Annotated in this window: 8 protein-coding genes; 1 reads left to right on the top strand and 7 read right to left on the bottom strand. The window is 66.3% G+C overall.

Annotated features, from left to right (window positions below; translation table 11 throughout):
- Window positions 1-239: 239 nt before the first annotated feature.
- The 4 genes from NX862_RS16075 to NX862_RS16060 form a co-directional block, all read right to left on the bottom strand.
- A complete protein-coding gene (locus NX862_RS16075) occupies window positions 240-842 on the bottom strand; it encodes a class I SAM-dependent methyltransferase (RefSeq protein ID WP_264494952.1) in 603 nt (200 codons plus the stop codon).
- Between the two features lie 17 nt (window positions 843-859).
- Entirely contained in the window at window positions 860-2,158 is a 1,299-nt protein-coding gene (locus tag NX862_RS16070; RefSeq protein ID WP_264494951.1) for an HlyD family type I secretion periplasmic adaptor subunit, read from the bottom strand.
- Window positions 2,155-4,314, bottom strand: a complete 2,160-nt coding sequence (locus NX862_RS16065; RefSeq protein WP_264494950.1) for a peptidase domain-containing ABC transporter — start codon at window positions 4,312-4,314, stop codon at window positions 2,155-2,157. Before NX862_RS16065 ends, NX862_RS16070 begins: the two co-directional genes overlap by 4 nt.
- 84 nt (window positions 4,315-4,398) lie before the next feature.
- Complete coding sequence (locus NX862_RS16060; protein WP_264494949.1) at window positions 4,399-7,050, bottom strand: glycoside hydrolase family 2 protein; 2,652 nt, start codon at window positions 7,048-7,050, stop codon at window positions 4,399-4,401.
- Window positions 7,051-7,136: 86 nt separating this feature from the next.
- Between NX862_RS16060 and NX862_RS16055 the strand changes: the two genes are divergently transcribed.
- On the top strand, window positions 7,137-8,129 hold the full coding sequence (locus tag NX862_RS16055; protein WP_264494948.1) for a LacI family DNA-binding transcriptional regulator: 993 nt from the start codon (window positions 7,137-7,139) through the stop codon (window positions 8,127-8,129).
- Here the strand turns inward: NX862_RS16055 and NX862_RS16050 are convergent.
- The 3 genes from NX862_RS16050 to NX862_RS16040 form a co-directional block, all read right to left on the bottom strand.
- A complete protein-coding gene (locus tag NX862_RS16050; protein ID WP_264494947.1) occupies window positions 8,126-12,250 on the bottom strand; it encodes a two-partner secretion domain-containing protein in 4,125 nt (1,374 codons plus the stop codon). The two genes, NX862_RS16055 and NX862_RS16050, sit on opposite strands and share 4 nt — an antisense overlap.
- A 90-nt stretch (window positions 12,251-12,340) precedes the next feature.
- A complete protein-coding gene (locus tag NX862_RS16045) occupies window positions 12,341-12,835 on the bottom strand; it encodes an invasion associated locus B family protein (protein WP_264494946.1) in 495 nt (164 codons plus the stop codon).
- Window positions 12,835-14,565, bottom strand: a complete 1,731-nt coding sequence (locus tag NX862_RS16040; RefSeq protein ID WP_264494945.1) for a ShlB/FhaC/HecB family hemolysin secretion/activation protein — start codon at window positions 14,563-14,565, stop codon at window positions 12,835-12,837. The genes NX862_RS16045 and NX862_RS16040 overlap by 1 nt, the downstream gene beginning before the upstream one ends.
- Window positions 14,566-14,601 lie beyond the last annotated feature (36 nt).

The raw sequence follows: 14,601 nt of genomic DNA, 5'->3' as shown, positions 1-14,601 counted from the left end.
GGGAGCTTGGGAGCTTGGGAGCTTGGGAGCTTGGGAGCTTGGGAGCTTGGGAGCTTGGGAGCTTGGGAGCTTGGGAGAAAACCCGGGTCAGCCACCTTTGGCAAGCCCCAAGGCAAAATCACTTGCAAGGCAAATGCACCAGGCAGGAGACCCGGCGAACAGGTCACTTCGGCAAGATGCAGTAAACCATGCCAAAGCCCTCCCGCACAGATGCGGAAGGGCGCATGGTTTTTCAGATGTCAGACCTTAACACCCGACCCCCAAAGCGCAAAATGGCCGTCGCGCTGCACGCGGACGGCTTGGAAACCCGCACGTTCCAGGTGGCTGGCCAGCGAGGTCGCCACGAAACCACCCCGATGGCCCATGAAATGATTGCCCGCCGCGATCGAGGCGCGATGGCCATATAGCATGTCGATGGCCGAAATCGGACCCATGGCGGACATATAGGCGGCATCTTCCAGCCTGCCTTCGGCCACCAGGGCCGCCACCTGCTGCAGGTCGGGCATGGTCACAAGGGCAAATCCGCCCGGCGCCAGAACGCGGTGGAACTCGGCCAGGGCAAAGGGCACCTCATGGGGGAAAAGATGTTCCAGGTTATGCGCCGACCAGACCGCCTGAACCGAGCCCGTCGGCACGACCGCCATATCAGTGATCGAGGCCACGATATCGGGCGCCACGCCGGGGTCGATGTCGAGGCGCAGCTCGCTCCACTCGCCGGCCGGAAAGAAGGCCGCCGGCAATTTGGCCGGATCGGCCATGCCGCAGCCGACATGCAGGACGGTGCGGGTCAGCGGCGTCACAAGCTCGGCCGTGGCCAGCGAGGGGTGGTTGGCAATGGTCATGGTCTGTCCTTTCTGGATCAGGGTTCGCGCAAAGCCTCGTTCAGGCCGCGCATGAGGGGGTCAAGGAAGTAGTCAAGCAGGCTGCGCGTGCCGGTCTTCACATCGGCCGTCAGCGTCATGCCGGGCAGAAGTCCGGCACCGGGGGCAAGATTGGTCAAATCACCCGACAGGGCGACCCTGGCGGTATGGCGCGCCTCTCCTCCGCCCTCGGGCGTAAAGGAAGCGGAAGAGATATCAAGCAGTTGCCCCGTCAGGCTGCCATGGCGACGCCAGGGAAAGGCGTCGATTTTGACGTCGACCGGATCGCCCACAGCCGCGCTGCCCGCATCGGCGCTGCGGATGGTGACTTCGGCCACCAGCGGCACGTCCGAGGGCACAAGCACGACGACCATCGCGCCCTCGGCCAGGCTGGAACCGGGCCCACCCTCGGCCACGGCGACCACCGTGCCGGGACCTGGCGCGGTCAGCGCGGTCAGATCGGCCAGGCGCTCGGCCTTGGACAGCGCCTCTTCGGCGGCGGCAAGCCGGGGGGAAATATCGGCGAGGTCCTGCAGATCGGACCGACGCGCATCGGAATCGAAGGCGGCCAAGCCCGCCTCGGCCGCGGCCAGGCGCGCGGTCAGCTCCTTGAGCCGCGCCTCATGGGCGGCAAGCGCTTCTTCGCTGGCGATCCGGTCCGCCTCTGCCTGCAGTTGCGCGAGGCGCGAGCCGGTTTGGCGGGCGGCCAATTCGTTGCGCATCGCCTCGACTTCGCGTGTGATATCAAGACGTTGCGCCAGACCGGGGCCTGCGAGCCTTTCGGCCGCCAATGCGTCACGGGCGGCCGCGCGCACCGCCAGCGCTTCATCCCGGCGGGCCTGGGAAAGGGCGTTCTCCTCGGCCTGAACCAAAGCCTCACGCCCAAGCGCCGGAGTGGCGGCCGCCAAGGTCGCGCCATCCAGGTCGGCCTGCAGTCGGGCGGCAGTGGCGCGCAAGGCCTCGGTCTGGGCGCGCAAGGCGGCGAGGTCGGCTGCGGGCAAGGTCGCATCAAGCCGCGCCAGCACCTGACCGGCCACGACCTGATCCCCGGGCCGCACCAGAAGTTCGCGCAGCACGGCCCGCGACATCGGCGCCAGGATCGTGGGGGGCACATCAGCAGCCAATCGCCCCTGTCCCGTCACCACGATATCCAGCCGCACCAGGGAGGCGACCGTGACAAGGGCCACGAAAAGCCCCGCCGCGAGATAGGGCCAAAGCCGCAGCACAAAGGGCGGCGGCTCTGCCACCAGCGCCACGAGATCGGGTTGAAAATCAAGGGTTGAGCGGTCGATCTTCATGTCAGATGCTCGGTCTGTTGCGCCCAAAGATGGCGGTAGATCTCACACCGGTCCAGCAGCGTCGCATGGGGCGCCATGTCGACCACGCGACCCTGGTCCAGCACCAGAATTGCATCGGCGCGCACCAGGGACGACAGGCGGTGCGAGACCACAATCACCGTCCGCCCCTTGGCAATCGCGGCCAAGTTGCGGTTCACCACGGCCTCTGATTCGGGGTCAAGCGCCGAGGTCGCCTCATCAAAGACCAGGATGCGCGGCGCGCTCATCAGGGCGCGGGCGATGGCCAGACGCTGACGCTGTCCGCCCGAGAGGTTGGCGGCGCCTTCTTCGACGGCCGTATCCAGACCCTTGGGCAGGCGCTGGATGAACTCTTCGGCGCCGGCAAGCTTGGTGGCGATCATCACCTCTTCGAGGCTGGCTTCGGGGCGCGCCATGCAGATATTGTCGCGAATCGTGCCGCGGAAGAGCAGGTTTTCTTGCAAGACCACACCCAGGGACCGGCGCAAATGGTCCAGGTCGATCTGGCGGATATCGACGCCGTCGATCTGGATCAGCCCGGATTGCGGCACCTCTATCCCTTGAACCAACCGCGTCAGCGTCGTCTTGCCAGAGCCGGAACGACCAACGACGCCAATCACTTGGCCCGGCGCAATCTCGAAACTGACGTCTTTCAGCGCGGGGGTCGCGGCGCCGGGATAGGTGAAACCCACCGTGTCGAATTTAACCCGTCCCTGGATTGTGTGACGCGCCGGTCGCGCGGTCGTCCCGCGTTCGGGCTTTTGGTTCAAAAGCCCGCCCAGCATCTTGAGCGACAAGGCCGCCTCTTGATATTCGTTGATCAGGCCGACGATCTGCAGCAAAGGCCCCGTCACCCGACCCGACAGCATGACAAAGGCCACCAGCGCGCCGGTGGACAAGCGCCCTTCAAGCACAAGCGCCGCACCATAGCCTATCACGCTGATTTGCATCAGCTTTTCCAATAGCCCCGTCGCCGAGGCCGCAAAAGCCGCCACCCCGCCCACATCCCATTGCCGGCGGATCATGCTGGCCAAGCTGTCATCCCAAGAGCGGCGCCGCGCGGGCTCCAGCACCAGGGACTTCACCGCGCGCATGTTGTGCAGGGTTTCGACCAGTTGCGCCTGACGCAAGGCTTCGGCCTGATAAAGCGCGTTCAGGCGCTTTTGAAACATCGGCAGCAAGAGGCCGATCACCCCGGCAATCGCCAGGGCAAAGCCCAAGACAACGGCGGTCAAAGGCGCGCAAAGCAGCACCAGAACGCCCAAAAGCAGGGGCAGAAAGGCCGCGTCCAACAGGGTCTGAAACAGCCGCCCCGTCAGGAAATTCCGTATCTTTTCCGTCTGTTGCAGGTTGCGCGCCAGAACGCCCGCCGGTGTCGTTTCAAACACCGACAGCGGCAGCGCCATCAGATGCGCAAAGGCCCGCGCGCCTGTCACCGCATCGACCTTGCCACCCGCAATCAGCATCAGCCTTTGCCGCGTATAGGTAAAGCCCGCGTCAAACAGCGCCATGACCACGTAAATCGCCACGATGGCGATCAGCGTGTTCCAGGCGCCGTGGCTGATGACCCGGTCGATCAGGACCTGAAACAGCAGGGGCAGCGCAAAGGCGATCAGGTTGCCCAGGATCACCGCCAGCGCGACGCCCCCCAGAAGCCGACCCTGCGCGCGCAAGGCGCCCCAAAACCAATGCAGACCAAAGGCTTGATCCTCGACCCGAACCCGGGGCCGCGCAAGGATCAGACGCCCGTCCCAATCGGCCATGAACTCTGCCGCAGGGGCGCTTTGCACGCCCTTGGCCTCTTCGGCGGGGTCCAGGAACGCCACGGCATCGCCGGGCATCAGCGCCACGATGATGACCCAGGACCCATCCGGACGCCCCGCCATCGCAGGCACCGCGGCCCCAAGGCCCGCAATCGTCTTCCACCGCGCCTTTTCGATCAGCTTGGCCTGAAAACCCGACTCCCCCAGCGCCTTCATGACCGAGGGCGTGATATCGCCCTCGACCAGGCGCGGCAAATCCTCTGCCCGCAGCGCAACACCGTGGTGGGCCGCAATCAGGAAAGTCGCGCGCAAAGCCGTCAGCTGACGGTCACGCGCCGCCAGTTCGCTGGCCAATCTGGGGTCCGAAACGCTCATGCCGGACCCTAGGCCGATCGGCCTTAACGCAAAGTGAAGCCGCGCGAGGCAAAACCCCGCGCGGCATCTTTTTTCCGCCACAATTTAGGCTTGCGGCGCGTAAGCCTCGATGACCAATGCATCAAAAAGCGCGTCGGCCAGCGGATCATCCGCCCCCATCAGCCGATAGGTCGAGGCCAGCATGTCGCCCTCCCCCACTTTCCGCCGCCCGATCATGACGGCGGGCTTGTGCACCCAGCCCACCACGACGGCCGAGATCACCGGCCCCGCGAACTCCCATTGCGCCCAGCCGTGCATGATGTGGCGCGGCACGACACCGGACCAGGCGACATCCAGCAGGGGCCCGCCGGGGATGGCGGCAAAGGCGCCCTCGCGGCGCAGCCAGGTGAAGCCCGCGATCCAGTCGCCGCGCCACATCGACCCGTGACGGGGCTGATGCGTGATGTTCGGCAGCGGGAAAATCGGCCCCACCGGCACGCCGGGCGTGTCGTCGACCACCTTGATGAAGGGCTGTTCGCGGCCCCGCGCCTCGGTCCGCAGGTTGCCGCGCGTCGGCACCGTGCCATCGGCCAGCACCAGATACCGCGCCCCCGCCTGCATGGCGCGGATATCGGGATCGGACAGCGCATGGGTCACGGTGATGTCAGCGTGATCGACGACCTGATACCCCAAGGCCCGCGCCCGGTCCGCCAGCGCACCCGTCGCCCGCACCGTAACCCTGGGCTTTGCACGCGGCGCAAAGACCAGGATTTCCAAGCGGTTGACCTGCACCACCTGACCGCCGATCACCAGCTCCAGCACCAGGGTTTCGACGCGGTTTTCCGTGGCGGTTATGGGCAAGGCGACCTCGCCCAGCGACACGACCTCCAGGGGTCCCTGCCCGGCAAAGTCCAGGCTGCCGCCCTGCCAGCGCAAAACGCCAGCCCCAAGCGTCATTTCGCCCGAGGCCACCTTGACCTGAAACCGGAAGACCTCGCCGTGACGCGCGGAATAGCGGGCGATTTCGGGAATGATGGCCACCGCGCCATTCACCTCCGGGAACCGGTCATGGAACACCCGCGGATTGCGGTTCATGTCCAAAAGCCCGTTGCTCTCCCAATGGACATCGGTGATCTCGGTGATCACATGGCCCATGATCGCGGGTTCCGCCCGCATCCGCTCGATTTCATATTTCAGGTTGCCGAACTGATACCACTGGGCGGCCGTCACAAAGGCCTCCAGCGAGCCGAAGACCCGGTCCATCCCCAGACCCGCAAAGCGATGCGCCATGCCATGCGGATAGGCCGCGCCATCGCCCCACAGCGCGCCCGTCTCCATCCACCAGGGCTCTGCCCCGTCAATTTGCACCTGCGCGGGCTGCGGCAAGCCCCAGACACCGAATTCGGAACAGATCTTGACCTCGTCGCCCTTGCGCACGCCGTCACCAAAGGGCGTCCAGGTCCAATGCGCCCCCGCGCCATGTTCGCGCACCAAGGCATCCCATTCGTCGCGCCGTTCCGGGATGGACCGGTAATAGTGGAAGTCGTCCAGATCGCCCTTCACATGGAAATTCCCCTGACAGGGCGAGTTGTCGCAGACCAGCCGCGTCGGATCGGCCTCTTTCAGCCAGTCGACCATGCCCGCCAGCCAGGCGCGGTGGGCGGGATCGTCGCAAAGACGGATGCCCCAATCCTCGTTGATCAGCGTCCAGATGATGATCGAGGGATGGTTGCCATCGCGCGTCAGCATCCCGGCCATCGTCTCTTTCAGCCGCCGCTTGCTGGCATCGGTCAGGCGGCCCGGATTGGGCAGGTCATACCAGATCGTCATGCCAAGGCGGTCGGCGACCTCCAGATACCGCGGATCGGGGACCTTGATGTGATAGCGCAGATTGTTCAGCCCCAGCGCCTTGGCCTTGCGGAACTGGTCCTCCAGCGCCTCCAGCGAGGGGGGGGTGGCGATGCCCTCGGGCCAATAGTCCTGATCCAGGGCCGAGCGCAGGTGGAAGGGCGCGCCGTTCAGATACATCTTGCCGCCCCGCGCCGTGAAAGAGCGGAAGCCGAAGCTGTGGGTCGTGACATCCTCGCCCAGCGTCACCGTCAACTGGTGCAGGTTGGGCGCATCGGGCGTCCACAGCGTCGGCGCGGGATGGGTCAGGGTCGCGGTCAGGCTCTCGGCGCCCGAGAAGGTGGCCGTCGCGGGACCGGCCTTCAGCGTCACGGGCAGGCCGCGGGCCTCGGGCGACAGGTGCAGGGTGACATGGATCGTGCCATCGGGCGCGGCCTGGATCGCGCAATGGATCAGATGCGCCGCGGGCCGCGTCTCGATCCGCACCGACTGCCAGATGCCGCCGATGGGACCATACCAGCTTTGCTTGCCATGCGGGATATCGGCAAAGTCGATGCCGCGGTCATTGGGGCGGGCATCGGGCAAGAGAACCCGCACCTCGACCTCGTTTTCCGCCTTTAGCAGACCCTCGGGCAAGGGAAACTCAAAGGGCAGATAGCCGCCCTCGTTTTCGCCAAGGCTCTGGCCGTTCAGGAAAACCTCCGACAGGTAGTTGACCGCGCCGAAGTGGATCACATGGGACCCCGCCCCCGGATGCGCGAAATGCCGGCGATAGACCGCCCGCCCCGAGGTCTGGCGCAGGTCGGCACAGGTGGCCTGCCAAGGCGCCGGAACCGTCACCTGCCGCCATTGGTCATCGGTTTCGTGACGGAACTGCCAGAACCCATCCAGGGAAATCGTCGGTCGCATCTTGGTCTCCTCCTGCCTGCTAATAATATTAGCGTATGGGATTACCACCCCATTGGCAAGAGGCCAAAGCCGCGCCATAAGGGGGCATGACCAAGAAACCGACGATGAACGATATCGCCATGGCGGCGGCGGTCAGCCAGGCCACGGTGTCCCTTGTGCTGAACGAGGTCGCCAATGCCCGCATCGCGCCCGAAACCCGCGCCCGGGTGCTGGAGGCCGCGACCGCGCTGGGATATGCGCGCCGCGCCGGGCGGTCCGAAGGGCAAAGGCTGATCGGGCTGATGATCGACGATGTCAGCTATACGCCCTTTGCCGCGCCCTTTCTGGAGGGGGCGCGGGCCGAGGCCCAGGCGGCGGGCGCCCTGGTCATGGTCGTGGTCACGGAAAACGACCCGGGCCAGGAAGAGGCCGCCTTGCGCCAGTTTGCCGCCATGGGCGCCGAAGGGGTGATCCTGGCCAGCCTTCTGACGCGGGAAATCACCCCGCCGCCGGGCCTGTCGCGCCTGCCCGCGATCCTGTTGAACGGCCATGACGCGGGCGGGGTCTTTGCCTCGGTCGTGCCGGGTGATGTGCTGGGGGGCTTTGCCGCGACCGAGGCGCTGATCAAGGCGGGCCATCGCCGCATCGCCCATATCCCCGGCGAAAGCTGGGGCGAGGCCAGCAATGACCGCTTCGAAGGCTATCGCCGCGCGCTGGCCAGCCATGACATCCCCTATGATCCGGCGCTGGTGTCGGAACCCGCCTGGACCATGTCGATTGCCCGGGCGCGGATGGCGGGGCTTCTGGCTGCGCGGCCAACGGCGGTCTTTTGCTTTTCCGACCGCGTGGCCTTTGGCGCCTATGGCGCGATCGAGGCCGCGGGGCTGCGGGTCGGGCGCGACATCTCGGTCGTGGGCTTTGACAATGACGATCTGGCGCAGCACATGGCGCCGCCCCTGACCACGGTCATCCTGCCGCATGAGGACATGGCGCGGTGGGCGGTGGCGCGGCTGTTGGAGCGGACCGGCCCCCTGCCCGCCACGCGGATGAAGATCGACTGCACCTTGGTGGAACGCGCCTCGGTCGGTGCGCCCCCCTAAGAGGCCCGCAAAAGGACGGTCGTCGTCCCAAGCACCTGACCCACCTGCGAAAACGCCACGCGGCGGCGTTCCGAACTGGCGGTTGACCGCAACAGCACCAGTTGCGTGTTGGCGATGATCGCCGCCGCCTGGGCATTGGCATCGGCCAAAAGTGCGGCATCGACCGGGGTCAGGGGCCGCGCCGTGGTCTGGCCCGCATCGCCCCGGCCAACCGACCGCGACAGGGCCTCCGAGGCGTTTTGCACCGCCAGCGCGTGAAGGTTCGCGGCCGCATCCTCCAGCGCGGCGCGGACCTCGGCATATTCGCCGGTCGCCGACAGCCCGTCGGCCACCGATTGCAGCCGGTCCGACAGGCAGTCGATGGCAAATTCCGCATCGACGAATTCACGGCAGAAACTGGTGCCGGCCTGGATATCCTCCATGATCCGGCCCGTCGTTTCGGTGTTGACCAGTTCCAAGGTGCCGCGCAGGGCCGGGGGTTCGGGGTCGGTCGGCTCTTCTTCGGCCGTCGGCGTCACCACCGGGGGCTCTTCGGGGGCCAGGATGGGCGCAGGCGCCAGGATCACGCCCGGGCCGCTGGCCTCCAGGTCCAGGACATAGTTGGCCAGGTCCGTCGCTCCCTCGGGCGCATAGGAAAACCGGGTCAGCGCCGCGGTCAGCGTCTGCGTGCCGGGATCAAGGGCGGCATAGGTCGCGGGGCCCGGGGTCAGGGTCACGGCCTCTCCGGGTGCAAGCCCCGTGACGGTGTAATTCGCGGCCGTCAGTGTCGCCGAAGTCGTGCCGTCATACAGCTTGGAGGGCGTGCCGGTGATCGACACCACAAGCGTCGCCCGGTCGATCTGCCCGCTGCCAAGGGCCAGGGTCGGCAGGCTGTAATTGGCAAAAGCCCCACCCCCGCCAAAGGCGAGATTGGCCGGGATCGACAGATCGACGCTGACCGTCCGTTCCCCGGCCCCCGCCGCATCATAAAGCCCCTGGGTCTGCAGGATGGTCAGGCTTTCGCCCGCAATCAGCCCCTGGACCAGGTAATCCGAGGCGGTCAGCACCGCAGCCCTTGTGCCGTCATAGGTCTTGGTCAGGGTGCCCGGCAGGCTGATCGTCAGCGCGGCCGGGTCGATCACCAGATCGGCGCCGCCCTCAAAGACCACATCGTAATTGCCGCTGCTGTCCAGCGCCGACAGGATCGACACCAGGTAAGACCCCGCATTGCGCCCCGATCCATCGCCGCCTGCATAGTCATAGGTCAGCGTGATCAGGCTGTCGTCATCGGTGCCCACAAAGCCCTCATAGCCCAGACTGCCCTGATAGGCCTGGCCGTCATAGGTCTTGGTCTGGTCGCCCAAAAACACCTGCAAAGTCGCGCGGTTGACGGTAAAGGTGCCGCGATCCTGCGCATAGCCCAGCACCTGCCCCGCCCCGGTGGGCGCGACCGAGGAAAACAGCGCATCGGCAAAAACCCCCGCCGCGTTGAACCCATCGGCCGTGATCGGCAAGCCGGTATAGTCGATCTCGGGCTGGACCACGAAGCCGAAGGTCGCGGCATCGACCTCGACGCCCGCCACCAGGACATGACTGGCGGTGTCCACGATGATCTCGCCATAAGTCATCGTGCCGTCATCGGTCAGGATGGTCGGTGTGACGCTGTAATACACCAGATTGCCAAGTGCGGCATTGGGGCCAAAGGGGCTGGCAGGGGCATAGGTCACGCCGTAGACCAGCGCATCGGGGTCCAGGGCGCCGATGACCTGGCTGTCCTGATCGGGCCGCGTGGCATAGATCGCCCAGCCGCCGCCGATGGGCAAAAAGGCCCCCGACCCCGCCTGATTGTCGACCGAGGCCCCCGCCAGCACCAGCCCGCCCGTCCCGTCGTTGCCATAGAAAAACAGCTCGTCCAGTGTCAGCGCGCCCGAGGTCTGCACGATCAGATCCCCCGCCGAGGTGATCGCAGGCCCTTCGGTGTCGATCAACTCGGTCGAGCCCAAAAGGCGCAGATCGCTGGCCGTGACCGTCAGCCGCACATCCCCGAAATGGGTCAGGTCGGCCCAGTCCCGGATATCAATATCCGACACCCCGTTGCCAAAGCCGATGGCATCCTCGATCTCTCCGGCCGTCACCGTGACCGGCGCGGCCGTGATCGTGCCGCCCCCCGTCGCATGGCCGATGGCGGCCACAGCCCCCGAGGCCACGCCCGGCTCGATGGCCAGCACGCCCGCCGTCAGCGTGATCGCCCCGCTGCGGTCGCCGTCCTGGATGTCGCCGAAAGGGTCGCGGTTGCCATGGCCGATCATCGCATAGGCGCCGACATCGGCCGGGTCCTCGCTGCCATGCACCCACAAAAGCCCGCCGGCATCGACCCGGATATCTCCGCCCAGGTTGACCGTGCTGGGGACCGAGAAGCCCACCGCCTCATTGCCGCCATTGCCAATCAGGGCATAGGAATTCGGACCCGAGGCGCCGCGGACCTCGATGCGCTGGACGGCGCGGACCAGGATAGAGTTCTGGACCGTGCCCAGATCGCCGCCACCAAAGCTGTGAAAGCCGATCTGGCCATGGGGGTGAAAGCCGGGATCGGCCGATCCGAAGCCGAACATCGACCCCATGACAAAGACATTCTGCCCCAGCACCGACACATCGCCAAAACGGCTGCCAAACGCGGCGCCATCCATGCCGATCAGGTTCGAGGCAACGATGATGTTGCCCGAGGCGATGACGGGCGAGGGATAGCCCGCAAAGCTGAAGCTGACCCCGGTCGCATTGCCGAACAGCGTCGTCGTGGAAAGGTCGGTGGCTGCGAATGTCGCCCGGTCCCAGGCCGTCGTCCCGTCCCACCCCGCCACCGCCGCAACAGCGCCAGTGGAGTCGTTTTGCACATTGGCCACGATATAGATATCGCCCATGGCCAAAAGCGTCAGGTCGTTCGGGCTGCTGTAAATCAGGTCCGAGGTGACAAGGATCGTGCCCGCATGACCGGTATCCGGGGTCGACGTGTCCAGGATCACATCCCCCGAGGCCAAAAGCGTCGCAATGTCGGAGGTGGTAAAGACCGTGGCATCCGACAGCATGGCCGAGCCGCGATCGGTGATCTCGATGTTGTGGGGGTCGATCAACAGCGTGCCGCCGCCCAGGTCGATCCTGCCGTCATAGGTGATATGGCCGCCCGACAGTTCGACAAAGCCGCCCGGGGTCTGGATCATGCCGGTAAAGGTCGTCTCGTCCACAGCCTTGATCGTGACGTCGGGCGCGCTGACAGTGCCAGACAGGTCGATGTCCTGGCCCGTCACGGTGACGGCGTCACTGGCATCGACCGGCTTGGCCAGCGTGACCTTGCCGCCCTCGGCGGTCAGAAAGATGCGGCCCGCGCGCTTTTCGACGCCGGTGGCGCGGGTCACGGCGCTTGTGTTGCCGGCCAGGGCCAGGACATTGCCACCCTTGGCGCGCAGCTCTGCCGCGGCGGCGGTGATGGCGCCGCGGTCCGTGACATCGCCGCCGCCCACCAGGACAGAGATCAACCCGCCCTCGACCGCCTGATCGCGCAACAGCACCTGCCGCCCCGCCGCCAGCGCCACCGTGCCACCAGGCGCCGCAAGGGCGCCCGCGTTCAGCACATCGCCCGCAATCAGTGCGACATCCCCCCCCATCGACCCCACGGCGCCCAGGTTCACCACGACACCGCCCGCCCCCGCAAAGGTCAGATCACCGCCGTCCAGGAAATCGGCATCGGCCACATCCAGGCTGGAGCCTACAAAGCGCCCGCCGGTGTTGACCCGTCCCCCAGGCCCGATCACCAGACCCTGGGGGTTGACCAGATAGACCGAACCCGTCGCCGTCAGCGTCCCATCCAGGCGCGAGGGCATGGGCCCCGTCACCCGGTTCAAGGTCGCCCCTGCGCCATTGTCAAAGGCCACCACGCCGCCCGCGCCGATGCCAAAGCTGTCCCATTCGACGATGCCAAAAGCCCCGGTCTGGGTCACATCGACCCGGCCCGACCCTTGGGTCATTGTTACATCGCCCGCCACGACCTGCCCGCCCGAGGGCAGCTCTTGCGCCCGCAGGGGCAGGACCGCCGCCCCCAAAAGCAGGATCGCCAGCCGCGAAAGACCCAAGTGCCGATTGCGCGCCATTCTTGTCCCTTTCCGGGGAGAGAGGGCCCCGAACCCCGCCTTCTGCGCCAAAGCCCCGGCAAACCAAACCCGAAACAGGTTACGGAAGTCTTACTTCAGCCCCGAAACCGCATCGCCAAACCCGATCAGAGACACCGGCACACGCGCCACCTTGCCGCCCTCGAACAGGGTAAAGCTGATGTCCATCGCCTCGGCCTTGACCATCTGCGCCACAAGGTCATCCGAGGCCAGCGTCTCGGCCAGGCAAAGCCCCGGCCCGCAGGTCAGATAGGTAAAGACCGCCAAAGGGTCCTGCCCCTCGACGCCCGACCCATCCAGTCGCGCCGCCGCCCGCAGATCGACCCCCGGCGGCAGCTCCAGCCGCAGGGCCCGCCCGCCCTCGCCCGACAAAAGCGCCAGCGCCAACAAAGGCCGCAACTGGCCGTCCTGGCCCTTGACGTTCAACCGCGTGACGATCTGGCAGGCCTGAACCTCGCCGCGCATCTCGCAGCCCAGGGTCCAGTTGCCATAGGTCGCGGTCGTGGCTTGGGGGGATTCGGCAACCGCTTGGGTCGCAAGCAGGAAAGACAGGATCAAAGCGCGCATCAGAACCTCGCTATCAAACGCAGGGCGACGGAAATGTCGCCGGATTTCACCTCGCCCGCGGCTTTCAGCGCATCGGCAAGGGTAAAGGAGGTCTCCCAGCTTTCGCCAATCGAGACCGTGCCGCCGATGCCCACCGAAGCGAGATCGGCGGCGGGCGTCACATCGGTCGCCGCCGCATGACCAAGGTCAAGGAAAGCATGGGGCCGCAGTTTCGCAGCCTGGCCGGCCAGCGGAAAATCCAGCGGCCGCAAGCGGTATTCGACGGAAAGGCTGGTGGCCGAGGCAGCAGAGACCGCATTGGCCGCATAGCCCCGCACCGTGCTGGCACCGCCAAGGCCCAACTGATCGATCGGATGCAGCGGGCCTTGCGCCTTTTGCCCCGACAGGCGCAGCGCGATCTGCTGGCCGCCCTGAAGCCCGATGTCCTGAGTGATCTTGAACTTGACGAAGCGGTAATCGTCCGCGCCGTCCTGATGCCCCGCCACGACGGAAACATCGACATCGCCCTGGGTCGGCCGCCCGAAAAGCCGCCCGTTCAGGGACGAGCGGAAGCCCAGCTCGACATGGGACAGCTCTGCCGCCTCTTGCGCATAATCCAGCCCGCCGAACAGCTTGCGGCTGGCGAAGGCGTTGTGTTCCAGGCCAAGGTAAAGCTCGGGGACCAGAACCCAAGCCCCGGTGCGGCGCGGCAGGGGGAAGGCCAGCTCGAAGCTTTGGCCATCCGTCGTCGTGCCCGTGGCGAAATCGCCGCTGACGGCAAAGCTGGACACATGGGTCAGCCCCGCCGTCGCCTTGAACCGCAAACCGTTGCCCAAGGTGATCGGCGCAAAATATGTCAGGCCGTGGCTGATATAGCCCTTTTGGCCAAAGGTGTCCCACAGCCCCCGCGACTCGGGCGAGATGTTGATCTGATAGGACAATTGCTGATCCTGCCAGGGCAGAGCCGACACATTGAACCCCGCCATCAGCCGCGCCATGCCGGTTTCCTGCGACCCCGCGTTGGATATCCCGGCATAGGCCGACCAAGGGCGCCTGGACTGGACCTGCAGCGTCAACAGCGTGCCATCGGCCGCCTGCCCCGGCTCGAAGGCCACGGCGACCTGGCGGAACGGGTTCAGGTTCAGCCAGGCCACATCCTCCATCAGGCGGGCGGTGTCGACCTCTTGGCCGGGCGTCAGGCGGATCTGGGCGGTGACATGAGCCGCATCGGTGGCATCGCCCACCAGCCGCGGCGGGGCCTCCAGGCGAAAGGTGTTGACGTTGACTTGCAAGACGCCCGCGGTGATCTCTTGGGGCGGAACCGAGACCAGGACCAGCGCCCGGCCGTTCTCGCGGTAATGCCGGGTGATGGCGGCCTCGATGGCGGCAATGGCCTTGTAGGACAGGGGCTGGCCGACAAAGGGCGCCAAGGCGGCCTGTAGCCCACTGGCCACGGGACCCGCCCGGGTCAGGTCGATGCCGGTTCCGGTCTTTGTCGGGGCGCCGTTTTTTGTCTGGGCCGCGGCGCCTTCATGGGCATCAACCACCATCAGCCCCGAAAGGTTCACCCCAAAGGGCGTCGCATCGGTTGACCCACGCAACAGCGCCCCGGCCTCCAGCTGCGTCAGGGCAGGCCCATGCAGGATCGGCGCCGGATGCTCCTCGATGGCCTGAGATTGCGCCACATGCGCGCCAAGGACGGCACCGCCGAGGCTAAGGCTCATGCGCAGGAAAAGGCGGCGCGCGGTCATGGGCAATCTCCAGCGGCGTCAAATCGGAAGGGCAAA

Origin of the sequence: Stagnihabitans lacustris, from assembly GCF_025950525.1 — a bacterium.
Classification (GTDB): domain Bacteria; phylum Pseudomonadota; class Alphaproteobacteria; order Rhodobacterales; family Rhodobacteraceae; genus Stagnihabitans.
The sequence above is the reverse complement of the archived record's forward strand: the minus strand, read 5'-3'. Positions and strand labels throughout refer to the sequence as shown.

Excerpts from the sequence above, each read along its gene's own strand:
- NX862_RS16060 (WP_264494949.1), bottom strand. The coding sequence starts at position 7,050 with ATGCGACCGACGATTTCCCTGGATGGGTTCTGGCAGTTCCGTCACGAA.
- NX862_RS16065 (WP_264494950.1), bottom strand. The coding sequence starts at position 4,314 with ATGAGCGTTTCGGACCCCAGATTGGCCAGCGAACTGGCGGCGCGTGAC.
- NX862_RS16045 (WP_264494946.1), bottom strand. The coding sequence starts at position 12,835 with ATGCGCGCTTTGATCCTGTCTTTCCTGCTTGCGACCCAAGCGGTTGCC.
- NX862_RS16055 (WP_264494948.1), top strand. The coding sequence starts at position 7,137 with ATGACCAAGAAACCGACGATGAACGATATCGCCATGGCGGCGGCGGTC.
- NX862_RS16070 (WP_264494951.1), bottom strand. The coding sequence starts at position 2,158 with ATGAAGATCGACCGCTCAACCCTTGATTTTCAACCCGATCTCGTGGCG.
- NX862_RS16050 (WP_264494947.1), bottom strand. The coding sequence starts at position 12,250 with ATGGCGCGCAATCGGCACTTGGGTCTTTCGCGGCTGGCGATCCTGCTT.
- NX862_RS16040 (WP_264494945.1), bottom strand. The coding sequence starts at position 14,565 with ATGACCGCGCGCCGCCTTTTCCTGCGCATGAGCCTTAGCCTCGGCGGT.
- NX862_RS16075 (WP_264494952.1), bottom strand. The coding sequence starts at position 842 with ATGACCATTGCCAACCACCCCTCGCTGGCCACGGCCGAGCTTGTGACG.